The organism is Pseudomonas sp. R43(2017) (genome assembly GCF_002112345.1).
Taxonomy (GTDB): domain Bacteria; phylum Pseudomonadota; class Gammaproteobacteria; order Pseudomonadales; family Pseudomonadaceae; genus Aquipseudomonas; species Aquipseudomonas kribbensis.
On record NZ_NEHJ01000006.1, the window covers coordinates 273,353 to 295,220 of the forward strand.

At 61.6% G+C, this 21,868-nt stretch carries 20 protein-coding genes; 5 read left to right on the top strand and 15 right to left on the bottom strand.

Annotated features, from left to right (window positions below; translation table 11 throughout):
• The first annotated feature begins 354 nt into the window (after positions 1-354).
• On the top strand, positions 355-2,019 hold the full coding sequence (locus CAG02_RS19000) for an electron transfer flavoprotein-ubiquinone oxidoreductase (protein WP_085696964.1): 1,665 nt from the start codon (positions 355-357) through the stop codon (positions 2,017-2,019).
• Positions 2,020-2,085: 66 nt separating this feature from the next.
• On the opposite strand, the gene CAG02_RS19005 is transcribed toward CAG02_RS19000, so the two are convergent.
• A complete protein-coding gene (locus CAG02_RS19005) occupies positions 2,086-2,976 on the bottom strand; it encodes an AraC family transcriptional regulator (protein WP_007950856.1) in 891 nt (296 codons plus the stop codon).
• A 191-nt stretch (positions 2,977-3,167) separates the two neighbouring features.
• Between CAG02_RS19005 and CAG02_RS19010 the strand changes: the two genes are divergently transcribed.
• Positions 3,168-4,220 carry an NAD(P)-dependent alcohol dehydrogenase gene (locus CAG02_RS19010; RefSeq protein WP_085710905.1) on the top strand — a complete coding sequence of 351 codons (1,053 nt, stop codon included), beginning with the start codon at positions 3,168-3,170 and terminating at the stop codon, positions 4,218-4,220.
• A gap of 4 nt (positions 4,221-4,224) precedes the next feature.
• Here the strand turns inward: CAG02_RS19010 and CAG02_RS19015 are convergent, their stop codons facing one another.
• The 6 genes from CAG02_RS19015 to CAG02_RS19040 form a co-directional block, all read right to left on the bottom strand.
• A complete protein-coding gene (locus CAG02_RS19015; RefSeq protein ID WP_085710906.1) occupies positions 4,225-5,028 on the bottom strand; it encodes an IclR family transcriptional regulator in 804 nt (267 codons plus the stop codon).
• A gap of 60 nt (positions 5,029-5,088) precedes the next feature.
• A complete protein-coding gene (locus CAG02_RS19020) occupies positions 5,089-6,399 on the bottom strand; it encodes an MFS transporter (protein WP_085710907.1) in 1,311 nt (436 codons plus the stop codon).
• Positions 6,400-6,583: 184 nt separating this feature from the next.
• Positions 6,584-7,732: a galactonate dehydratase gene (dgoD, locus tag CAG02_RS19025; protein ID WP_007950849.1), complete on the bottom strand. Its 1,149-nt coding sequence runs from the start codon at positions 7,730-7,732 to the stop codon at positions 6,584-6,586.
• 48 nt (positions 7,733-7,780) lie between these two features.
• Positions 7,781-8,401: a 2-dehydro-3-deoxy-6-phosphogalactonate aldolase gene (locus CAG02_RS19030; RefSeq protein WP_085710908.1), complete on the bottom strand. Its 621-nt coding sequence runs from the start codon at positions 8,399-8,401 to the stop codon at positions 7,781-7,783.
• A 19-nt stretch (positions 8,402-8,420) separates the two neighbouring features.
• A complete protein-coding gene (locus CAG02_RS19035; protein WP_085710909.1) occupies positions 8,421-9,410 on the bottom strand; it encodes a 2-dehydro-3-deoxygalactonokinase in 990 nt (329 codons plus the stop codon).
• Positions 9,411-9,603: 193 nt separating this feature from the next.
• Positions 9,604-10,086 carry a GNAT family N-acetyltransferase gene (locus tag CAG02_RS19040; RefSeq protein ID WP_039770630.1) on the bottom strand — a complete coding sequence of 161 codons (483 nt, stop codon included), beginning with the start codon at positions 10,084-10,086 and terminating at the stop codon, positions 9,604-9,606.
• 228 nt (positions 10,087-10,314) lie between these two features.
• Here CAG02_RS19040 and CAG02_RS19045 point away from each other — a divergent pair, with 228 nt between their 5' ends.
• The 3 genes from CAG02_RS19045 to CAG02_RS19055 all read left to right on the top strand — a co-directional run bounded on the left by CAG02_RS19045 (position 10,315) and on the right by CAG02_RS19055 (position 12,697).
• Positions 10,315-10,968: an HD domain-containing protein gene (locus tag CAG02_RS19045; protein WP_085710910.1), complete on the top strand. Its 654-nt coding sequence runs from the start codon at positions 10,315-10,317 to the stop codon at positions 10,966-10,968.
• 111 nt (positions 10,969-11,079) lie between these two features.
• Entirely contained in the window at positions 11,080-12,276 is a 1,197-nt protein-coding gene (locus CAG02_RS19050; RefSeq protein ID WP_085710911.1) for an MFS transporter, read from the top strand.
• Positions 12,277-12,358: 82 nt separating this feature from the next.
• Positions 12,359-12,697 carry a hypothetical protein gene (locus CAG02_RS19055; protein WP_085710912.1) on the top strand — a complete coding sequence of 113 codons (339 nt, stop codon included), beginning with the start codon at positions 12,359-12,361 and terminating at the stop codon, positions 12,695-12,697.
• Here CAG02_RS19055 and CAG02_RS19060 read toward each other — a convergent pair.
• The 8 genes from CAG02_RS19060 to CAG02_RS19095 all read right to left on the bottom strand — a co-directional run bounded on the left by CAG02_RS19060 (position 12,691) and on the right by CAG02_RS19095 (position 21,734).
• Complete coding sequence (locus CAG02_RS19060) at positions 12,691-13,620, bottom strand: PfkB family carbohydrate kinase (RefSeq protein WP_085710913.1); 930 nt, start codon at positions 13,618-13,620, stop codon at positions 12,691-12,693. The genes CAG02_RS19055 and CAG02_RS19060 overlap by 7 nt on opposite strands.
• Positions 13,613-15,079, bottom strand: coding sequence for a cytosine permease (locus tag CAG02_RS19065; RefSeq protein ID WP_085710914.1), 1,467 nt, complete (start codon positions 15,077-15,079; stop codon positions 13,613-13,615). Before CAG02_RS19065 ends, CAG02_RS19060 begins: the two co-directional genes overlap by 8 nt.
• Positions 15,080-15,294: 215 nt before the next feature.
• Positions 15,295-16,293 (bottom strand): ADP-ribosylglycohydrolase family protein, encoded by a 999-nt coding sequence (locus tag CAG02_RS19070; protein WP_085710915.1) that lies wholly within the window; start codon positions 16,291-16,293, stop codon positions 15,295-15,297.
• A complete protein-coding gene (locus CAG02_RS19075; protein WP_085710916.1) occupies positions 16,290-17,003 on the bottom strand; it encodes a GntR family transcriptional regulator in 714 nt (237 codons plus the stop codon). The genes CAG02_RS19070 and CAG02_RS19075 overlap by 4 nt, the downstream gene beginning before the upstream one ends.
• A 185-nt stretch (positions 17,004-17,188) precedes the next feature.
• On the bottom strand, positions 17,189-18,157 hold the full coding sequence (araH, locus tag CAG02_RS19080) for an L-arabinose ABC transporter permease AraH (RefSeq protein ID WP_085697229.1): 969 nt from the start codon (positions 18,155-18,157) through the stop codon (positions 17,189-17,191).
• 12 nt (positions 18,158-18,169) lie between these two features.
• A complete protein-coding gene (gene araG / locus CAG02_RS19085; RefSeq protein ID WP_085710917.1) occupies positions 18,170-19,711 on the bottom strand; it encodes an L-arabinose ABC transporter ATP-binding protein AraG in 1,542 nt (513 codons plus the stop codon).
• A 56-nt stretch (positions 19,712-19,767) separates the two neighbouring features.
• Positions 19,768-20,772, bottom strand: a complete 1,005-nt coding sequence (locus CAG02_RS19090) for a substrate-binding domain-containing protein (protein WP_085710918.1) — start codon at positions 20,770-20,772, stop codon at positions 19,768-19,770.
• Positions 20,773-20,915: 143 nt separating this feature from the next.
• Positions 20,916-21,734, bottom strand: coding sequence for an SDR family oxidoreductase (locus CAG02_RS19095; RefSeq protein ID WP_085710919.1), 819 nt, complete (start codon positions 21,732-21,734; stop codon positions 20,916-20,918).
• Positions 21,735-21,868 lie beyond the last annotated feature (134 nt).

The window sequence follows — 21,868 nt, forward strand, 5'->3', positions numbered from 1 at the left end:
GCGCTGCGCATCACCGGTTACCGCCTACGCCCTGTCTTTAGAGGTGCTCTTGAAACCACCATTCAGCCTACGGCGAGCGCAAAACCGCCCGTATCTTGACCGGAACGCCCATTCTGGTCAATACGCCAAAATGCCCTGTCATAAGCCCCGCTTCTTTGATTTCTCTGGGCTGGAGCCGATTCAAACAAACGTTTGTATTGGACGCTAAGAGTGGTGTAGATATAATGCGCCGCCTAGAGAGAAAGGTGGTTTGCCCATTATTAGCCTTGACGTTAACGTAAAGGCAATAACGGATACGACACCGAACCTCCAAATTAGAAAAAAAACTGTTGAGCCTTGAGTAGGAGATAGCCTGTGGAACGCGAATACATGGAATTCGACGTGGTCATCGTCGGTGCCGGCCCCGCTGGCCTGTCCGCCGCCTGCCGTCTGAAGCAGAAGGCCGCCGAAGCCGGTAAGGAAATCAGCGTCTGCGTGGTCGAAAAAGGCTCCGAAGTCGGCGCGCACATCCTGTCCGGTGCCGTATTCGAACCACGGGCCCTGAACGAACTGTTCCCGGACTGGAAAGAACTCGGCGCCCCGCTGAACACCCCCGTCACCCGCGATGACATTTTCGTGCTGAAAAACGCCGAAAGCGCGCAGAAGATTCCTGACTTCTTTGTGCCCAAGACCATGCACAACGAAGGCAACTACATTATCTCCCTCGGCAACCTGTGCCGCTGGCTCGCTCAGCAGGCCGAGAACCTGGGCGTGGAAATCTACCCGGGCTTCGCCGCTCAGGAAGCGCTGATCGATGAAAACGGCGTGGTGCGCGGGATCATCACCGGCGACCTCGGTGTCGACCGCGAAGGCCATCCGAAAGAAGGCCTGTACACCCCGGGCATGGAACTGCGTGGCAAATACACGCTGTTCGCCGAAGGCTGCCGTGGCCACATCGGCAAGCAACTGATCAAGCGCTACAACCTCGACAGCGATGCCGACGCCCAGCACTACGGCATCGGCCTGAAAGAAATCTGGGAGATCGACCCGGCCAAACACCAGCCAGGCCTGGTAGTACACACCGCCGGTTGGCCGATGGACATCATGGGCACCGAGAACACCGGCGGCTCGTTCCTCTATCACCTGGAAAACAACCAGGTGGTGGTCGGCCTGATCGTCGATCTGTCCTATAGCAACACTTACCTGTCGCCGTTCGACGAGTTCCAGCGCCTCAAGCATCACCCGGTGCTCAAGCAGTACCTGGAAGGCGGCAAGCGCATCAGCTACGGCGCACGTGCGATCTGCAAGGGTGGCCTGAACTCGCTGCCGAAAATGGTCTTCAAGGGCGGCGCGCTGATCGGATGCGACCTCGGCACCCTGAACTTCGCCAAGATCAAGGGCAGCCACACCGCGATGAAGTCCGGCATGCTCGCCGCTGAATCCGTGGCCGACGCGCTGTTCGCTGAAAAGGACGGCACCGAAGAACTGACCACCTACGTCGACGCCTTCAAGAAGAGCTGGCTCTACGAAGAACTGTTCGCCAGCCGCAACTTCGGCCCGGCGATCCACAAGTTCGGCGCCATTGTCGGTGGCGGTTTCAACTGGCTGGACCAGAACATCTTCGGCGGCAAACTGCCGTTCACCCTGCACGACACCAAGCCGGACTACGCTTGCCTCAAGCTTGCGGCCGACTGCAAGAAGATCGACTACCCGAAACCCGACGGCAAGATCAGCTTCGACAAGTTGAGCTCGGTGTTCATCTCCGGTACCAACCATGAAGAAGAACAGCCGTGCCACCTGAAACTGACCGACCCGACCATCCCGTTGAGCCGCAACCTGCCGATGTACGACGAACCGGCGCAGCGTTACTGCCCGGCCGGCGTGTATGAAGTGATCACCAAGGAAGACGGCGAGAAGCGCTTCCAGATCAACGCCCAGAACTGCGTGCACTGCAAGACCTGTGACATCAAGGACCCTTCGCAGAACATCACCTGGGTGACGCCGGAAGGCGCCGGCGGCCCTACTTACCCGAACATGTAAGTCGAATCGCTGAACATCAAGGCTCCCTGTACGGGGGCCTTTTTGTTGCCCGCGATTTGTACAGGATCAAGCCGCCCGCTCATCCCCCGGGCTGCGCTCGAAATAACGTTTGTATTCGCGACTGAACTGCGACGTGCTCTGATACCCCACCCGATGCGCCACCTGCGCTACTCCCAGCCCCTCGGCGATCAACAACGTCTGCGCCTTCAACAGACGTAAACGCTTCAGATACTGCACCGGCGACAGCAACGTGCTGCGTTTGAAGTGTTCGTGAAAAGTCGAAACGCTCATGTTCGCGCAGCTGGCCAATGTTTCGACGTTCAACGGTTCGGTGTAGTGCGAGTGCAAATGACTGATCGAAGCCGCCACCCGGGCGAACTGCCCCTGCTGCTCGACCAGTGCCCGCAGCACATCAGCCTGTGGGCCACGCAAAGCGACGAACAACAATTCGCGCACCCGCGCCGGTCCGAGAATCTGGCACTCCAGCGGATCGTGCAGACAGCGCAGCAAGCGCTCGACGCAGCCGCGCATGTCATCGTCGAGCACAACCGACGTCATCGACTCCGGGGTCTGCGCCGGAATATGTCGCCCCGGCGCCAGCCCCATGGCCAGCACCAGTTCACCGAGCAGCACCCGGTCGATCGCCACCGACACGCCGAGCAACGGCGCGTCCGGCAACGCATAGGTCTCGCACTCGAACGGCACCGGCAACGCCTGGATCAGGTAATGCCCGGCACCGTATTCCATGGTGCGCGGCCCCAGATACGCCAGCTTGCTGCCCTGGGCAATGATCATCAGGCTCGGTTCATAAATGTGCGGGCCACGGGCGACGTCGCAACTGGCGCGCAGCACCTGCACGCCCGGCAGCCCGGTCTGGCTGTAACCATCGCGCAGCGCCAGCGGTTCGATCAGCGAAACCAGGGTGGCGTTGGCATCAAGGTGACGGGTCAATTGCATCGGGCGGCTCTTCAGAAAAAATCACGGAAAAAGGGATAAAAGCATCATCGCAGATCCTTTTGCCAATGCGACCGATCAACCCCGCATGCCGGAGGATTAGGCATGACACCCGGAGGAATCGCCATGGCCGGACGACCGGACGGCGCCCAGAATGCGCCGCCTCACTTGTCACTGCTTTTGCGAGGTTTCACATGTACACCGCCATCGGCTATGCCGCTCAAACGGCCACCACGCCCCTCGCCCCGATGAAGTTCGAACGCCGCAGCCCTCGGGCCGACGACGTCGCCATCGACATCCTGTACTGCGGCGTCTGCCACTCCGACATCCACCAGGCGCGCAACGAATGGGGCATCGCCGTTTACCCGTTGATGCCAGGCCACGAGATCGTCGGAAAAGTCACCGCCGTCGGTGCGAATGTCACCAAACACAAGGTCGGCGATCTGGTCGGCGTCGGCTGCATGGTCGACTCCTGCCGCACCTGCGAAGCCTGCCAGTCGAACCTCGAGCAATATTGCCTCGAAGGCCCGACCATGACCTACGCCACACCCGACCGGGTCGACGGCAGCAACACCATGGGCGGTTATTCGGACAGCATCGTGGTCAGCGAACACTTCGTGGTGCGCATCCCCGAGAAGCTGGATTTGGCGGCGGCTGCGCCGATTCTCTGCGCCGGCATCACCACCTACTCGCCGCTCAAGCATTACGGCGTGAAGGCCGGCGACAAGGTCGGGATTCTCGGCATGGGCGGCCTCGGCCACATGGGTATCAAGTTCGCCAAGGCCATGGGCGCCGAAGTAACGCTGTTCACCCGCTCCGCGAGCAAGGCCGAGGAAGGTCGTCGTCAGGGCGCCGATCACGTGATCGTCTCCACCGACGAAGCGCAGATGAAAGCTGCGGCCGGTCGCTTCGACTTCCTGCTGGACACCATTCCGGTGCAGCACGATCTCAACCCGTACCTCGACACCCTGCGCTTCGACGGCGTGCACATTCTGGTGGGCCTGATCGAACCGATCGATCCACCGGTCCACGCCGCCAAACTGGTTTTGGGTCGCCGGGTACTGGCCGGTTCGTTGATCGGTGGCGTCGCCGAAACCCAGGAAGTGCTGGATTTCTGCGCCGAGCACAACATCAGCTGCGACATCGAAATGCTCGACATCCGCCAGATCAACGAAGCCTACGCCCGCATGATCGCCGGTGATGTGAAGTACCGTTTCGTGATCGACATGGCGACTCTGAAGCTCTGATTCCTCAGACCTTCAAGCCAAGCTCTGCCGAGAGCCGGGCCGTGACCCCCTTGATCAGGGGAATCAGCTCGGCCATTTTCTCCAGCGGCATGTACGGCACGGTGCTGGCGATGCTGATCGCCGCGACGATGCGCTTGCTCGCGTCGCGGATCGGCGCCGCAACGCAGCGGATCGACGGTTCGTTGTCTTCCAGATCGAATGCGTAGCCACCGGCCACGTACTCGGTCATCCGCTGCTCAAGCTGCTCCCATGACTGCTGCGGATGCTGCGGCCAGAACTGACTTTTCCCACCCGCCGGCAGGCTGATGTCGTACAGACGCTGCCAATCCTGCGGCGCGTCATCCAGCATCAGCGCCTTGCCGATCCCGGTCCGCGCCAGCGGCATGCGATGACCGACCCGCGAGCGCATTTCCGGGCCGTTGCGCCCCGGATTCTTCAGCAAATAAAGCACTTCGTCGCCTTCACGAATCCCGAGGTGAACGGTATCGCCGGTCAGCGCCGACAACTCGTCCAGATAAGGCCCGGCCAGGGTCACCAGCGGCAACTCTTCGCGCGCCTGGAAACCCAGTTCGATCAGCTTCGGCCCCAGCAGATAACCGACTTGCGGCACGACGCGCAGGTAACGCTCGTCCACCAGGCAACTGGCCAGACGATGGGTGGTGCTACGGGTGGTGCCGATCAGGCGGGCAATCTCTTTGAGATCGCGGGCGCCACTGGCGACCGCCTGCACCACACCCAACCCGCGAAGCAGGGTCTGGGTGCCAGTGGGCGCGGCGTCCTTGGCATTTTTCGGGGCGTCTTCCTGCATATCCAGCCTTTAGCGTTGAGCGAGGGAACGGGCGGCATTATGGTCGCCCGACAGGGACGACTACAACTCGATGCGCTCGACCTTGCCCACCAGCAGCACGTAGGACAAAGCACCGATCAAGGCCAGAACCGCGATGTAGGTGATCGCCGGGGCGAACGAATCGCCGCTGGCCAGGAAGCCGATGACAATCGGCGTGGCAATCGCCGACAGGTTGCCGATGAAATTGAATACCCCCCCGGTCAAGCCCAGCAACCGCGCCGGCGCCAGCGTCGACACCAGCGACCAGGTGATCGACGCCAGCCCGTTGCCGAAAAACGCCAACGCCAGGAAGGCAATCACCAGCGGTGTCGACTCTACGAAGTTGGCACCGATGATCGAGGTGGAAATCAACAGCCCGCCAATGATCGGCAACTTGCGCGCAAACCCGACGCTGCAACCACGGCGAATCAGGAAGTCGGAAAAGCACCCGGAACACAGCACGCCGATGAACGCGGCGAGAAACGGCAGCGACGCCAGCAGACCGGACTTGATGAAGTCCATGCCGCGATACTTCACCAGATAGGTCGGGAACCACGTCAGGAAAAACCACAGCGTCGAGTTGAGGCAGAACTGGCCGAGGTAAATCCCCCACAACTTGCGCTTGCTGAGGACGATGCCGAGATCGGCCCAGCTGAATTTCGCCTTCACTTTTGCAGTTTCGGCGGCGATGTCCACCAACCCGCCGCCCTCGCGGATCAATTCGATTTCGCCTTCGTTGGCGCCTTTGAAATCACGCGGCTCGCGATACACCGCGTACCAGATCGCCGCCCAGACAATGCCCACCGCGCCGGTCACGACAAACACCATGTGCCAGCCAAATTCATGTTGCAGCCACGCCAGCACCGGGGTCAGGAACGCCAGCCCGACAAACTGCCCGGAGGTGTAGAAACCGATGGCCGTGGCCCGCTCACGCTCGGGAAACCAGGTCGTCACCACGCGGCTGTTGATCGGATACGCCGGCGCTTCCAGCGCACCGACCGCCATGCGCAGCACGAACAGCGCGATGAAACTGGCGGCGAATCCGAGCATCACGGTGGCCAGCGACCACAACAGCAGCGCGACGCTATAAAGGATGCGCGGCGGCACCCGATCCACCAGCCAGCCACCGGGGATCTGCATGGCGGCGTAGGTCCAGCCGAACGCGGAAAAGATCAGCCCGACATGCACCGGATCGATGCCCAGTTCGGAGGTGAGAGCCGGGGCGGCAATCGACAGGTTGCTGCGGTCGAGGTAGTTGATGACCACGGTGATGAACAGCAACACCATGATGAAGAATCGCTTGCGGCTGGGCGTGACTAACGTCGCTTGCCCGGTGAGGGTTTGCGGTTGCATGGGGAGCGCCTCTTCTTATGTTTATTGAGGTCGGGGGGGATGCAGATCTCCGCTCCATGGAGATCAACCTGTGGGAGCGAGCTTGCTCGCGAAGCGATCTATCAGGCGACATCGGTTTCGAATGTGCCGCCCTCTTCGCGAGCAAGCTCGCTCCCACAGTGTTTGGTGTTGGGTCAGAAAAGACTCACCACTCGGCAAAACTGCCATCGGCATGGCGCCAGATCGGGTTGCGCCAGCGGTGGCCGACCGCCGCGCGTTCGATCACGTATTCCTCGTTGATCTCGATCCCCAGGCCCGGGCCGTTCGGGATCTTTACGAAGCCTTTGTCGTAATCGAACACCCGTGGATCCTTCACGTAATCGAGCAGGTCGTTGCTCTCGTTGTAATGGATGCCCAGGCTCTGCTCCTGGATAAACGCGTTGTAACAAGCGGCGTCCAGTTGCAGACAGGCTGCCAACGCGATCGGCCCCAGCGGGCAGTGCAGCGCCAGCGCCACGTCGTAGGCTTCGGCCATGTTGGCGATCTTGCGGGTCTCAGTGATGCCGCCCGCGTGGGAGGCATCCGGCTGGATGATGTCGACGTAACCTTCGCTCAACACCCGTTTAAAGTCCCACCGCGAAAACAGTCGCTCGCCGAGAGCGATCGGGGTGCTGGTCAGCGGTGCCAGTTCTTTCAGCGCTTCATAGTTTTCGCTGAGCACCGGCTCTTCGATGAACATCAATTTGTACGGGTCGAGTTCCTTCATCAGCACCTTGGCCATGGGTTTATGCACCCGGCCATGGAAGTCGACGCCGATGCCGACATTAGGTCCGACCGCATCACGCACGGCGGCGACGTTGGCCAGCGCCAAGTCGACTTTCTCGAAGGTATCGAGGAATTGCAGCTCCTCGGTGCCATTCATTTTCACTGCGGTAAAACCACGACCCACCGCCTCTTTCGCGGCCCGCGCGGTGTCTGCCGGACGGTCACCGCCGATCCACGAATACACACGGATCTTGTCCCGCACCTGACCACCGAGCAGATCACTGACCGACACGCCGAGCGCCTTGCCCTTGATGTCCCACAGCGCCTGGTCGATGCCGGCCAGTGCGCTCATATGGATTGCGCCGCCCCGGTAGAAGCCGCCGCGATAGAGCACGGTCCAGATGTCTTCGATATTGCGTGGGTCTTTGCCGATCAGGTAGTCGGACAATTCCTCGACCGCAGCGGCGACGGTGTGGGCCCGGCCTTCGACCACAGGCTCGCCCCAACCGGTCACGCCCTCGTCGGTTTCGACTTTGAGGAAGCACCAGCGCGGCGGAACGATGAAGGTGGTCAGTTTGGTGATTTTCATCTGCTTGTCTCTCTTGTTAGATGCAGCGCACGCAGCGCCGGAAAAGTCTTAGCGAAGGGCCTTCCAGGCCGCCACGTAGGCCTTGGCATTGGCCGCCACTTGCTCAGTCGTCATGCCCGGTTTGAACAGCCCGGAACCGAGGCCGAAGCCTTTGACGCCGGCGTCGATGAACACCTGCATGTTGTCCGGGGTAATGCCGCCGACCGGCGCCAGGATCGTCCCGACCGGCAACACCGCCAGCCAGGCTTTCACCACTGCCGGGCCCATCTGTTCGGCCGGGAACAACTTGAGAATGTCCGCGCCCTCCTCCAGCGCCGCAAAGGCTTCAGTCGGCGTGGCAACACCGGGCGACAGATACAGCCCCGCCGCTTTCGCCGCCCGCAACACCTTGGCATCGCTGTGGGGCATGACGATCACCTGGCCGCCGGCTTCCTTCACTAACTCCACCTGCTCAGGCGTCAGCACCGTGCCGGCACCGATCAGGCAATCGGCGGGCAAGGTCTTGCGCAGGATGCGAATGCTTTCGTACGGCGCGGGGGAATTGAGCGGTACTTCGATGACGCGAAATCCGGCCGCATACAGGACTTCTCCGACAGCCGCGGCTTCCTGCGGATGCAGGCCGCGCAGGATCGCGATCAGACCGTTTTGCGCCAGTGCTTGCTTGAGCATGTCAGGCCTCTAGTCAGGGTTAACGGGATGAGGAATCGATCAGTCCGGCGGCAAGCGCCAATTGCCACAGTCCACGCTCGGTGGCTTGCTCCGCCAAAGTCACTTGGGCGAAACCGCAGGCGTCGAGGGCCCGGCTGTAACGGGCGCACAATTGCGCGTTGCCGATGAGGATGATCGAAGGAAGCTGTGCGCTGTTGCGCCGGCGTCGTTGCACGGTGGCCAACGCTGTCAGCTCGTGGCCGATCAGCAGGCCGGACAGATAATCCGGTTGCGCGGTGGCGCTGAGTTCACCGGTCAAACCGAGGCTGCGGGCACTGAACAACGTCGATAGCACGCCGATCTCGCCCTCCGCCGACAGCGCCACCTGCACGCCGCGATCAAAGGCCTCGGCGTCGAACGTCGTACTGTGCTGCTGGGTACGGCCGAGAATGCTGTGTTCGCTGAGCACGGCGAACACTTCGCCGGTCATGAAGGTGTCGAAACGGGTGATGCAGCCGCTGGCCACTTCCACCCATTTCGAATGACTCCCCGGGAGGCCTATCAACAGATCATTGCCCGCCTCGTCCGGCAAATTCTGTAGGACGCCGAGGACCTGGGTTTCTTCGCCGCGCATCACGTTCGGCAGCTTTGAGCGCTGAATCACACCCGGCACGATATGCACATCGACACCGCGAAGGCTGCGAACGGTTTGCAGGGATTTTCCGAGATCGGCGACGTTGGCCGGCGTATCGCGGTAGGACGCTTCGCGCCAGCCCTGGGCGCTGCCGACCATGCCGCAGGCAATCACCGGCAAGTCGGGCTGCGCATCGAGCCAGTCACCGCAGGCCTCGTCGAACGCCAGCTCAAACCCCTCGGCGCATTCACGACCGTTGATGACCCGCGGTGTCTTTGGCAGCTGCATGATCCCGAACGACAGCGACCGCTGCGCCAGCACCTGCCCGTCCGCCCCGAGTTTGTAAGCACGTAGGGAGGTCGTCCCCCAATCGAGCGCGATCAATTGCGCCAGCATCGCTTCACCTGTTTTGTTATTGGCAGTGAGTGAGCTGGACTATAAACCCGGGCACAACAAAATCTCAATATATAAATAACAATCCCATAATATGAGACAAGGACAAAAAAATACCGCAGCCAGTAACAGCGCCTTTAGAGAAATTCACCTTCCCTGCAGGAACCGTCTCGGGCTGCGGTTGTCCTGGCGCGGCTCAGTTGCCCTCAGCAAACTCGCGCAATACCTTGCCATCCATGCGATACCTCACCCACTCTTCCTGCGGCTGGGCACCAAGGGACTTGTAGAACTCGATGGCCGGGGTATTCCAGTCCAGCACGCTCCATTCGAAGCGGCCACAGTCGTTGGCGCAGGCGATTTTCGCGAGGTGGCGCAGCAGGGTTTTGCCGGCGCCGCCGCCCCGTTGTTCGGGGGTGATGTAGAGGTCTTCGAGGTACAGGCAGTTGCTGCCCAGCCAGGTCGAATAGCTGAAGAAGAACACCGCAAAACCGATCGGCAAACCGTCACGCAGGCAGATCAGGCCGTGGGCGGTGGCGCCTTCGCTGAACAGACTGCGCTCGATGTCGGCGACGCTGGCGATGACTTCGTGACGGGCCTTTTCGAAGTCTGCCAATTCGGTGATGAACGCGAGGATTTGCGGTGCATCGCTGGGGGTCGCCGGGCGGATTTCGATCGTCATGGACGGGCCTTGTCTGAAAAATGAAAACGCCATACTAAGGCGGCGCGCGGCGCTCGTCACATGGCAAAGCAAACACTACCCTACTCAATCACAGAAACACGGCGATCCGTGTGGGAGCGAGCTTGCTCGCGAAGGCGTCCCGCCAGTCGATGTAGGTATTGCCTGTGCCGAGGTCTTCGCGAGCAAGCTCGCTCCCACAAGGATTGTTGTTTGCTTTATAGGACATGCATGAACACGATCGCTTTTGAACCACTCGCCTCACTCGCCGCCGAACTGCTGCCCCACGCCCTGGAACCGTCGGAGGACGGCGCCCATGATCTGTCGCATCTGCAGCGGGTCTGGCACAACGCGCGTACCTTGCAGGCCGAAGAAGGTGGCGATCTTGAAGTCCTTCTGGCAGCGGTGCTGCTGCACGATTGCGTGGCCGTGGAAAAGAACTCTCCACTGCGTTCACTGGCATCACGCCTGGCTGCGGAAAAAGCATCGACGGTGCTGGCAAACCTGAACTGGCCCGAAGAAAAAATCAGTGCAGTGGTCCACGCCATCGAAGCCCACAGTTTTTCCGCCAACATTACACCGACAACTCTCGAAGCCCGACTGATGCAGGACGCCGACCGTCTCGACTCTCTCGGCATGCTCGGCGTCGCCCGCACGTTCTACACCGCAGGACGCATGGGCAGCGCACTGTACGACCCGCACGATCCCGAAGCCCGGAAAAGGGACTACGACGACAAGCGATTCTGCCTCGATCATTTCCAGACCAAACTGCTGCACCTTGCCAAGGGTTTCCAGACCGCTGCCGGACAACGTCTGGCACGCATCCGTCATCAGCGCCTGAAAGGTTTCATGGAGCAATTCAAGGAAGAGATCGGCGTCGCCTGAAGGCGTTACTCCGGTCATTCACGATCCTGAGATCGCCAAGCTCAGACCTAAACCACGGGCCTGACGTGTTAGATAGATGACGCTCAATTTTTCCGGTCAAGGAACCGCGTCATGCCTCAAGCAACACCCCAGGTCCCGGGCAAACTGTTCGGCCTGTTCTGCCTCGCCAGTTATCTGTTGTCGCTGTCCTATGGCGCGACGTTTCTGCTCTCGCTGCTGATCGGTTCGCGCGGCGGCAACGAGCACGATGCCGGCAGCGTGATCAGCGCGGCGATGCTCAGCACCTTCGTTGCGGTGCTGGTGTCCGGGCACCTGTCCGACTGGCTGGGCGCGGCGCGTTCGATTGCGCTGTTCGGGCTGTTGCTGGTGGCGGCGAGTCTCGGGTTTGCGATGACGCCGGGCTTCGGCCATCTGCTGCTGTTTTTCGGTTTGCTGCTTGGCTTGGGCTGGGGCGTGTTCTACACGCTGGGACCGATCATCGTCGCCAGTCTGGTGAGTCCGGCACAGCGGGCGAAATATTTTGCGCTGCTGTCCGGCAGCATGATGACCGGGATCGGCAGCGGCCCGCTGCTCGGGCGCGCCGCCATTGCGCTGGGGTTGCCGGTGACGTCGGCGTTCTATCTGGCGGCTGCGGCGAGTCTGATCGGCGTGCTGCTGTTCTGGCGTCTCGGTGCTCGATTGAAAGGCACACAGGCGACATCGGCAGCGCGAATCTCCTGGCAAGCGACTGCTCAGGTGCTCAGTTCCCGAGCCGTGTTTCCGATCATCATGGTCGGCCTCGGCGGTTGCGTATTCGGTGGTCTGTCGAGTTTCCAGACCAGCTATGCCGCCGCCCGTTCGCTGGATTATTCGCTGTTCTTCCTGGGCTTCATGAGCGCCGCCATCAGCAGCCGGATGTTGATCGCAGGCTACGTGGTCAAGCGTGATCCGCTGCGGGCGTCGTGTCTGCTTTCGGGGTTGATGCTGGGCTCGATCGTGCTGTTTGCGTTCGGCGTGCAGAGTGGTTTCAGCTATCTGCTGGCAGCAGTGATGCTCGGTGTCGGTTACGGCCTCACCTACTCGGTAATCAATGGACTCGCCGCCAACGAGGCACCGGCCGGCACCACGTCGCAAGCGTTGTTGCTGTTCAGTCTGGCGTACTTCATCGGTGTATTCGGTTTCCCGCTGCTGGCCGGAAAAATCATCGTCCAACACGGCATGGCGACGCTGTTGCTGACGGTGCTGGCGGTGGCGGCGTTGAACTGGTCGATCACCCTCGGCCGTCTGCTCTGGCGGCGACTGGCGGTGGAAAGCGCTCTGACGAACTGAACCGTTCGTCATTCAATCGGCACCTATGCCGCACGAGGACAGACCAAGATCAGGTAAGGATTCCAATCACTGGAGACACACCATGATCTCGTCAAGGTTGACTGCTTTCGTGTTCACCGCCCTGCTCTGCCCCGTGGCGTTCGCCGCGACTGCCACGGGCACCGGCCCCACCGATCCGGTCACGCCACCGCGCGCCCCTGCGATCAACAGCGCGCCGGGCATGAATACCGATGGTTCCGGCGTTCCGCTGATCAATCAGCCGCCGGCCACCGGAACCGATCCGCGCACCCAGGGCAATGACCCTGGTCGTCAGGGCGGAATGAACACGCCGGACTCTCCTACTACCCCGGACAACTCGGGCTCCGGCATCGGTTCGAAAACCACCACCGGAGGCTCGGGTTCCGAAGGCACCGGTCAGTAGGCGGAAGATTCGCGGATCAGCGCATCGACTTCGTCAGAGCCCGGTGCGGTCGCCGGCCCCCGGCGAGTGACGGCCAACGCCGCAGCGGCGTTGGCGCGCCTCGCGGCTTCAACAGCCGCCAGACCCTGCGCCAGCCCGGCGACAAACACACCGGCATGGGCATCGCCGGCGCCGTTGCTGTCCACGGCCTGCACCTTGAAACCCGGCACATGCTGACGCTCGCCGTGCTGATGAATCCAGCAACCTTGCGGGCCGTCGCGCACCACCATCAGCACCTCCTGTGGCAGATGCACGGCCAAGCGGTCCAGCGCCGTTTCGATGTCCGCTGCGCCGGTGAAACGCAGCGCCTCGACACTGTTGCTGGTCCACACGTCGATGCGCGGCAGCAGCGCCTGCATCATCGGTGAGTCCGGTGATTCCACCAGCGGGCCCGGATCGAACACCACGTTGATCGACTTCGGCAGCGCCAGCGTCCAATCCAGCAACGCCTGAGCCTTGCCGCTGTGCAGCAGGCTGTAGCCGCTGACGTAGACATAATCCCCCGCCTCGGCGGCAACGCTGTGCAGTTCCGCCGCCGTGACTTCACCTTCGGCGCCAATGTAGGAAATGAAACTGCGCTCCGCCGACGCATCGGTCAGCGCCACGCAAATCCCGGTGTCGCGTTCCGCAGGCTGTTCGATGCCGATGCGGATGCCTTCGGCGTTCATCGCCTGCCGTGCCAGATCACCGAAGCGACCGTTGCCGTGGCGACCCAGGTAGACCACCGGCAAACCGTTACGCGCGGCGGCAGCCATCACATTGAAGCCGCCGCCGGCTTCGAAACTGGCGGACTGCGCCAGCACGTCACCGCCGATTTGCGGCAGCGCGTCCACGGCCATGACCAGGTCGATGATGACCTGGCCGGTGTGCAACATCTTAGGCATGAGCATTCTCGGATTGCGCGGCGCGGCGGTCTTTCGCCCCGCCGAGTACGAAGTAAATGCCGCCGGCCACCACGAAGGTCACGATCCAGCCGAGGCCGTTATGGCCCAGCCAGGAGTCGGACAGGAAACCCTTGAACCAGACGTTCTCGGCGGTGGTGCCGATGGTGGTGAAACTGAAGCCCAGCACGATGGCAATCGCCCAGGCGCCGAACGCGCGCCACTCGATGCCGCCGCTGTACCAATAAGCGCTGCTCGGGCTGACATCAAGCAGGTCTTTGGGGCTGTAGTAGTGACGGTGAATCAGGTCGACCACGAAGATCCCGACCCACGCGGTGATCGGCACCGCCAGCAGGGAGATGAAGGTAATGAACGGGCCGTAGAAACTATCGGCGATCAGCATGAAATAGATCGAACCGGCGAAGATCGCGACGATGTCGACCACCACCGCGTACACGCGTTTGACCTTCAGGCCGAGGGTCAGCGTGGTCAGGCCGGCGGAGTACACCGACAGGTTGTTCGACAGCAACAGGCCACCGAACGCGGTGATCAGGTACGGCACGGCCATCCAGGTCGGCAGCATGTCGCGGATCGCGACGATCGGGTCAGTCGCCGAGGCCAGATCGTTGTTGCCCACCGACAGCAGGCCGCCGAGAGTGATCAGCAGCACCAGCGGAATCCCCGCACCGAACGCCGCCGAAGCGACCAGACGCACAGCCTTGACGCTGCGATGCTGATAGCGCGACATATCGGCGCCGGCATTCGCCCAGCCGATCCCGGTGCCGGCGGCCATGGTGCCGATACCGATGATCATCGCGCTCATCGGCGCCGGGGTGGCGTTGAACACCGCGCTCCAGTCGATGGTCGCGCAGAGGAAGCCGCCCACCAGAATGTTCAACGCACCGAACACGTAGGTCGCCCACTTCTGGATCACCAGCAACGTGGCATGACCGAGGCCGGACACCGACAGGGTCAGCAACACGAAAATCGCGATGAAGATCAGGGTCAACACCGGCGCGCTTTTGGCTTCCACCGGCGAGCCGAACAGGATCGAGCACAACGACAGCAACACGAACGCCGCCGTGGTGGTGTTGACGGTTTCCCAGCCCAGGCGCGACATCAACGACACCAGCGTCGGACCGATATTGCCGCGCACACCGAAGATCGCCCGCGACAGGGTCAGGCTCGGCGCACGACCGCGACGGCCGGCAATCGAGATGATCCCCACCACCGCGAACGAACCGGCAGCGCCGAGGATCGCGACGATGATTGCCTGCCAGATCGCCAGGCCGCGAAACGCAACCAGCGTGGCGCCCAGCGGCAGGCCGAGGATGGAAATATTGGCAGCGAACCAGACCCAGAACAGTTGCAGCGGATGGCCGTTGCACTCGCCTTCCGGCACCGGTTCGATACCCCGGGTTTCCAGTTGCCCGGCGCTTTGCCCGGCGGTCGATGAACTCATGAGAAATGCTCCTGTTTGCCTTTATTGTGGTTGTGGCAATGACGCAGAACGACAAGACATCCCGCCCTTCCTGGGCCTGTCTGCGCGATCCATTGCGGGTGAATATTCGAGATTTGTTGTACGCCTTTCGCGAGCAAGCTCGCTCCCACATTTGAATTTGTGGCGCTCACACAGCCCCTGTGGGAGCGAGCTTGCTCGCGAAGGCGTCAGTCCAATCAGCGCAAGGCCAAAAGCCCTTTCACCAACGGTTCCAGCTCCAGATCGTTGACGGCTTTGACGGTTTCAATCATCGCCGCCGGCCAACTCTGCAGACCCAGGCAGGCCCCAAGCATGGCACCGAGAATCGCGGCGATGGTGTCAGTGTCGCCACCGAGACTGGCGGCCATGCACAGCGCATCGAACGGCGACATTTCTCCCACAGCGACTTGCTGCGCGAGGGCAAACGAAACCACCACCGATTCCTGCGACGCCACCGAGGTGCCGATCACGTCGTACAGCAGATCCGCGAGCAACACCGGATCACTCTCGACACTGATACTGCGCGCCCAACTGATCCGCGACGCGATGCGCCCACCGGCAACCCAATGCCCGTGCGCCTCAGCTTGCTGGGCGATCTGCTGGCCGAGGTTCAGAGCCTCGCCCAGATCCAGGCCGTTGATGCCGGCCGAGACCACCGCCGCCACCGCCGCCGCGCTGGAAATCCCCAGCGTGGTGTTGTGAGTGACCTGACAGGCCTGCACCACCGCCGCGATAAAGCGCTCGGGATCGGCTACATCGGCGGCGATTCCCACCGGGGTGATTCGCATTGCTGCGCCGTTGGTGGTGCCGTAACGCCCGGCCTCTTCCGGCGAATGACCGGCGAGGATCATCTCGATCGCACGTTTGGTGGATGGGCCGAGCAGGTCCTGCGAGCCCTTGGCCTGCATCTCGGCTTCCCATTCGATCAACCGTTGCGCCAGCACCGCCGGTTCGATCCGACCGCGACCTTCGACCAGCAACTCGCCGACCAGAATCGCCTGTTCGGTGTCATCGGTAATCGAGCCTTTTGGCATGTTCGCGGCAATCGGTTGCAAGGGGCCGGCGTCTTGCAGATCGGTGATCTGGCCGAAGCGCTGCTTGATGGTTTCACGATTCAGGGATTGCGTCGGCATGCCCAGCGCGTCACCAAGGGCCAGGCCATAAAACGCGCCCAGGGCACGGTCGAGGGCGGTCATTTCGATTCTCCAAATTGCAGGTGCAGACGGAAATGCACCGGATCGAGCAGGCTTTCGACCTGTTCCATGAAACGGTTTTGCCGGTCGTAGGTGGTGCGCAATGCCTTGAGGAACACCGTGCCCTCGGGACGGCCGAGCAGTTCAGCGTCCACCGCGTTGAGCGGCTCGGCGCCGATCCACTGATCGCCGCGCTCGCCGATGTAGCCGTAAGCCGCCAGGGTGACGGTCAGCGAATTGTCGATCAGGCCCACGCGCGGCAGGCTTTCCAGGCCTCCGGTGGCGGGCATCAATGAACGTTCGAGGGACACCAGTGTGCCGTCGTTGGAGCGGCGCCGACGATCGAGGGTGATGAATTGGTCGGTGCCGAAGCGCGGCAGCAGATCGGGCCGGGTCACGGCTTCCAGGCGCAACACTTCGGTGTTGATCAGCGCCCCGCTGTCGGCCAAGGCCTGGGCCCAGCCGCTGCGCTGGTCGAGCACCACACCGTCGAAGGTGACGATGGAGCCGACCCCGCTTTGCGTGGCGATGTAATTGCGCCGTTTCAGTTCGGCCAGCGCTTCGCGCAACGTGCCACGGCTGACGTTGAATTCCTGAGCCAACTGATGCTCGCCGGGCAACAGAAAGCCGTCCTCCATGAGGCCGCTCTCGATGCGTCGGACGAGCTCGTCGACCACCCGTTGTTTCTTGTCAAATCGTACCTGTCTAATCATGTACAAAGTGATAACCGAAACAAGACAGGGCGAGCAAGGAGTATTTATCTGGAAGTGACGGAAGGTTCGGTAGACAGGATGAACTGTGGGAGCGAGCTTGCTCGCGATAAGGCCTGCACATCCGACATCAAAGTGCCGGTTCTACCGCTATCGCGAGCAAGCTCGCTCCCACAGGGTATTGCGGATTACCGTTGCTTGAGCCGGTCGATAACCACAGCCAGCAGCAGAATCGAACCCCGAATCACATACTGATAAAACGTGTCGATATTCTTCAGATTCATCGCATTCTCGATAATCGCCAGAATCAACACCCCGGCAATCACATGCCGGATCATCCCGATCCCGCCGCTCAGCGAAACCCCGCCCAGCACGCAAGCCGAAATCACCGTCAGCTCAAACCCCTGCCCGATCATCGGCTGTCCGGAAGTCATCCGCGACGCCAGAATCACACCCGCCAAGGCACCAATCACGCCATGCACAGCGAAGATAATGATCTTTGTGCGATCGACATTTACACCCGCGAGCAACGCCGCCTCCTGGTTGCCGCCGATGGCCATGGTGTTGCGCCCGTAGGTCGTGTAGTTCAGCAGCCAGCCGAAAAACAGGAAGCAGACAATGGTGATCAGGATCGGCACCGGCACACCGAACAACTGGCCGTTGCCGAACACGAAGAACGATTCCTGGGACACGCCCACTGCTTTGCCATTGGCAAAAATGTAGGCCAGGCCACGGACGATCTGCATGGTCGCCAGCGTCGTGATCAGCGCATTGACCCGCAACTTGGCAATCACGATGCCGTTGATCAGCCCGACGATCAGCCCCATCACCAGCGCCGCGCTGACGCCGAGAAACACGCTGTTGGTGTCGCGCATCACCACCGCAGCGACCACGCCGGCACATGCAATCACCGAGCCCACCGACAGGTCGAAATGCCCGGATGCCAGGCAATACAGCATGGTGCACGCCGCGATCCCGGTGGTGGAAATCGCCAGGCCCAGGCCACGCATGTTCAGCGGCGAGAGGAAGTTGTCGATCAGCAAGGTGCAGGCGAGAAAGATCCCGACCGCCGCCAGCAACATGACCCAGTCATCGAGGAAGCGCCGCATATCCAGAGGTTTGCGCGCGGTCGGCAGGGTTTCGTTTTGAGTTGTCATCATAGTCACCTCTCAGTTCGCCGCGCCGCTGGCGCGATGGCGCGGCAAAGCCAGTTGCAGCAGGTTGGATTCGTTGGCCTGGTCGCGGCTGACTTCGCCACGCAGGGCGCCCTCGCACAGCACCAGAATGCGGTCGGAAATGCCCATCACTTCCATCAGATCGCTGGACACCACGATCACTGAAATACCGTCGGCAGCCAGGTTATGGATGATCTGGTAGATCTCGGCCTTGGCGCCGATGTCGATGCCCCGGGTCGGCTCGTCGAGCAGCAGCACTTTCATCGGCATCGACAGCCAGCGGCCGAGAATCGCCTTCTGCTGGTTGCCACCAGAGAGAAACTTGATCTGCTGCCCGGCGTGTGGGGTTTTCACTTTCAGGGCCTTGATCTGTTTGTCGGCGTTGCCCTTTTCCCACATCCCGCGCAGCAGGCAACCGAGCCCGGAATTGGCTCCGCGCGCACTGATGTTGATGTTCTCGGCGACACTGGCCAGCGGGATGATGCCTTCCTTCTTGCGATCCTCCGGGCACAGCAGAATCCCGGCGGCGATAGCATCCCGGGGCGAACGCAGCTTCAGTTCATGGCCGCGCAATTCCAGACGCCCGGCGGTGTTGCGCTCCAGTCCACTGAGCAGCCGAAACAGCTCGGTGCGCCCTGCCCCGACCAGCCCGAACAGCCCGAGAATCTCGCCTTTGTGCGCATCGAAACTGATTGGCTCACGCAGGCCCGGGCCGAGTAATCCATCGACTCTCAGCGCCACCGCGCCACGGGGGCGACCGCGATAATCGTAGATGTCCTGAATGTCGCGCCCGACCATGCAGGTCACCAGTTGATCGTGGGTCAGCTGACTCATGTCATCGAAGGTGCGCACGTAGCGACCGTCCTTGAATACCGTCACCGCGTCGCAGATGCGGAACACTTCTTCCATGCGATGGGAGACGTAGAGCACGACTTTTCCTTCGTCGCGCAGCCGGCCGATGATCGCCATCAAGCGGTCGATTTCCCGCGCCGAGAGACTGCTGGTCGGTTCGTCGAAAGCGATCACATGGGCGCCACGGGACAACGCCTTGGCGATTTCCACCAGTTGCCGCTGGCCGAGGGACAGGCGCCCGACTTTGGTCTGCGGGTCGATTTCATCGGCCAGGCCCTTGAGGCAGGCCAGGGCTTGCTGACGCAATGCGCCGCGATTGATCAGGCCGAAACTCGCCGGCAGGTGACCGAGAAACAGGTTCTCGGCCACGGTCATTTCCGGCACCAGATGCAGCTCCTGGTGAATCACCGCCACGCCGCTGCCGATGCTGTCGGCGGTGGACTTGAAGGCCATCGTCCGCTCGCCGATCTGCAACTCGCCACTGCTCGGAATGTAGGCGCCGCCGAGGATTTTCAGCAGGGTCGATTTGCCGGCGCCGTTCTCGCCCATGAGGGCGTGCACCTGCCCGGGATGGGCGACGAAGCTGATGCCGTCCAGCGCCTTCACGCCGGGAAAGGTCTTGCCGATCCCTTTGAAACGCAGGCTGCCGGCACCGTGTTGTTGTGTCTGTACTTGCGCATGCATTTAAGCCACCTCATCACACCGTTCAAGCGGCCCGGCTGCCCGGGCCGCCGCTGCCGTCAGTTCCACAGGCCGATCTTTTCCAGCTCCTGCTTGAAGTTGTCGCGGGTGATCAGGGTGACGTCGTCCATCGCGGTATACTTCGGCGGCTCTTTGCCAGTGGTGACCCACTCGTACATCATCTCGGCAGTCTTGTAGCCCTCGATGTGCGGGCTCGGCAGCATCGAACCGTAGAAGCCGCTGTTGGGCTTTTTCAGCTCGCCAATGGCGTCGGTGCCATTGATGCCGATGCCGATCACGTTGGCGGCGGCGAACCCGGCGGCTTCGGTGGCGCGCACGCCGCCCAGCACCGTGTTGTCGTTCATGCCACCGATGATCAGGTTCTTCGCCGCGCCCGGCAGCTTGACCAGCGCCGAGTTGGTGGCGTCCATGCTGCCCGGTACGTCGAGGGTTTTCAGGGCGGCTGTCAAAATATGATCTTTCGGCAGGCCGGCGTCTTCGAGCGCCTTCATCGAGCCGTCGGTGCGCTTCTTGCCGGTGTCGAGTTCGTTGTAGGTGTTGACCACCGCGTAGGTGTCTTTCCAGTCCCAGTTACGCTTTTTCGCCTCGGCGGCCATGGCGGCGCCCTGCTTCTGGCCGACTTCGAACGCGGCCATGCCGAGGTAAGGCACCTCTTCCATGAACTTGCCGTTGGCGTCGACGAAACGGTCGTCCACGGCGATCACTTTCAGGTCATTGAGTTTGGCCTTGGCCATGATCGCCGGGCCGAGGGACACGTCCGGTGGGCAAATCACGAAACCCTTGGCACCGTTGGCCGCAAGGCTGTCAATGGCCGAAAGGGTTTTCTCGCCGTCCGGCACGGCGATCTTGATCAGCTCGAAGCCTTTGTCCTTGGCAGCTTTCTCGGCGAAGGCCCATTCAGTCTGGAACCACGGCTCTTCGGCCTGCTTGACCAGGAAACCGATCTTCACCGGATCGGCGGCCAGCAGCGAACCACTCAGGCTGAACGCAGTGACCGCCAGCGCGGCACTGCACAGGGTACGAATCCCGAAACGACGTTTCATAAGCAGACTCCTTGTTATTTTTCTTGAGCGTTATTTGAAAAGCGTTACAGCGGTCGAAGCGTTTCCCGCAAATCATGACGACAATAGTCATATCGTATGATGATTGGATTTCAGGCGGACCTTACCGCCTGCAATCCGCTTTTTCAGTCGTGGTACATCACCGAGCGACCCCCATCGATGGTGATGCACGAGGCATTGATGAACGGCGCTTCATCGCTGGCCAGGAACACGGCGGTCATCGCCACTTCAATCGGCTGACCGATGCGTTTCGGTGGATGCAGATCGAAGGCGCGCTGGCGTTCGGCGTGGGGGTCGGCGAAACCGTTCCAGTAATCGACGTTGAGCTGGGTCTCGATATAGCCCGGCGCAATCGCGTTGACGCGAATGCCCTTCGGCGCGTACTCGATGCCCAGCGCGCGGGTCAGCCCGAGCAAACCGTGCTTGGCCACCGGGTACGGGAAACAACCGGGAATGATGTTGGTGGAATGGGTCGAGGCAATGTTGATGATGCTGCCGATGCCCTGCTCGATCATCTGCGGCAACACGGCCTTGCAGCCATACCAGGCGCCGTCGAGGTCGATGGCGAAGCAGCGGTGCCAGTCTTCTTCAGTCATTTGCAGCGGATCGCGGAACACGTTGACCCCGGCGCAGTTGACCAGAACGTCGATGCGTCCGTGCAGCTCGATGGCCAGTTTGGCCATGGCGTGCAGATCCTGCTGGCGCGACACGTCGGCCTTGATCGCTTGTACATCGGCGCCCTGCTCGCGCCAGTGGGCAGCGACTTTCTCGACTTTTTCAGCCTGGATATCGCTGATCACCAGTTTGGCCTGCTGCGAGGCGAAGGTCGCAACGATCGCTTCGCCAATGCCTTGGGCGGCGCCGGTCAGCAACACAACCTTGTTTTTCAGGCGCTCGCCTTTCGGTGGCTCGGGCACTGGGGGCAGGGACAGAGGTTCAGCCATGAATCAGGACTCCTGTTCGAAAGCATAAAAAAACCGGGCATCTGACGATGTCCGGTCTGGAAGGCTTCTTGAACGAAACAGGCAAGCGCCGCTGACGGCATCGGGCCGTTGCGAGACGCTGACTCCGCTGGGGA

Excerpts from the sequence above, each read along its gene's own strand:
- CAG02_RS19005 (WP_007950856.1), bottom strand. The coding sequence starts at position 2,976 with ATGCAATTGACCCGTCACCTTGATGCCAACGCCACCCTGGTTTCGCTG.
- CAG02_RS19010 (WP_085710905.1), top strand. The coding sequence starts at position 3,168 with ATGTACACCGCCATCGGCTATGCCGCTCAAACGGCCACCACGCCCCTC.
- CAG02_RS19015 (WP_085710906.1), bottom strand. The coding sequence starts at position 5,028 with ATGCAGGAAGACGCCCCGAAAAATGCCAAGGACGCCGCGCCCACTGGC.
- CAG02_RS19020 (WP_085710907.1), bottom strand. The coding sequence starts at position 6,399 with ATGCAACCGCAAACCCTCACCGGGCAAGCGACGTTAGTCACGCCCAGC.
- dgoD (WP_007950849.1), bottom strand. The coding sequence starts at position 7,732 with ATGAAAATCACCAAACTGACCACCTTCATCGTTCCGCCGCGCTGGTGC.
- CAG02_RS19030 (WP_085710908.1), bottom strand. The coding sequence starts at position 8,401 with ATGCTCAAGCAAGCACTGGCGCAAAACGGTCTGATCGCGATCCTGCGC.
- CAG02_RS19035 (WP_085710909.1), bottom strand. The coding sequence starts at position 9,410 with ATGCTGGCGCAATTGATCGCGCTCGATTGGGGGACGACCTCCCTACGT.
- CAG02_RS19040 (WP_039770630.1), bottom strand. The coding sequence starts at position 10,086 with ATGACGATCGAAATCCGCCCGGCGACCCCCAGCGATGCACCGCAAATC.
- CAG02_RS19045 (WP_085710910.1), top strand. The coding sequence starts at position 10,315 with ATGAACACGATCGCTTTTGAACCACTCGCCTCACTCGCCGCCGAACTG.
- CAG02_RS19050 (WP_085710911.1), top strand. The coding sequence starts at position 11,080 with ATGCCTCAAGCAACACCCCAGGTCCCGGGCAAACTGTTCGGCCTGTTC.
- CAG02_RS19055 (WP_085710912.1), top strand. The coding sequence starts at position 12,359 with ATGATCTCGTCAAGGTTGACTGCTTTCGTGTTCACCGCCCTGCTCTGC.
- CAG02_RS19060 (WP_085710913.1), bottom strand. The coding sequence starts at position 13,620 with ATGCCTAAGATGTTGCACACCGGCCAGGTCATCATCGACCTGGTCATG.
- CAG02_RS19065 (WP_085710914.1), bottom strand. The coding sequence starts at position 15,079 with ATGAGTTCATCGACCGCCGGGCAAAGCGCCGGGCAACTGGAAACCCGG.
- CAG02_RS19070 (WP_085710915.1), bottom strand. The coding sequence starts at position 16,293 with ATGACCGCCCTCGACCGTGCCCTGGGCGCGTTTTATGGCCTGGCCCTT.
- CAG02_RS19075 (WP_085710916.1), bottom strand. The coding sequence starts at position 17,003 with ATGATTAGACAGGTACGATTTGACAAGAAACAACGGGTGGTCGACGAG.
- araH (WP_085697229.1), bottom strand. The coding sequence starts at position 18,157 with ATGACAACTCAAAACGAAACCCTGCCGACCGCGCGCAAACCTCTGGAT.
- araG (WP_085710917.1), bottom strand. The coding sequence starts at position 19,711 with ATGCATGCGCAAGTACAGACACAACAACACGGTGCCGGCAGCCTGCGT.
- CAG02_RS19090 (WP_085710918.1), bottom strand. The coding sequence starts at position 20,772 with ATGAAACGTCGTTTCGGGATTCGTACCCTGTGCAGTGCCGCGCTGGCG.
- CAG02_RS19095 (WP_085710919.1), bottom strand. The coding sequence starts at position 21,734 with ATGGCTGAACCTCTGTCCCTGCCCCCAGTGCCCGAGCCACCGAAAGGC.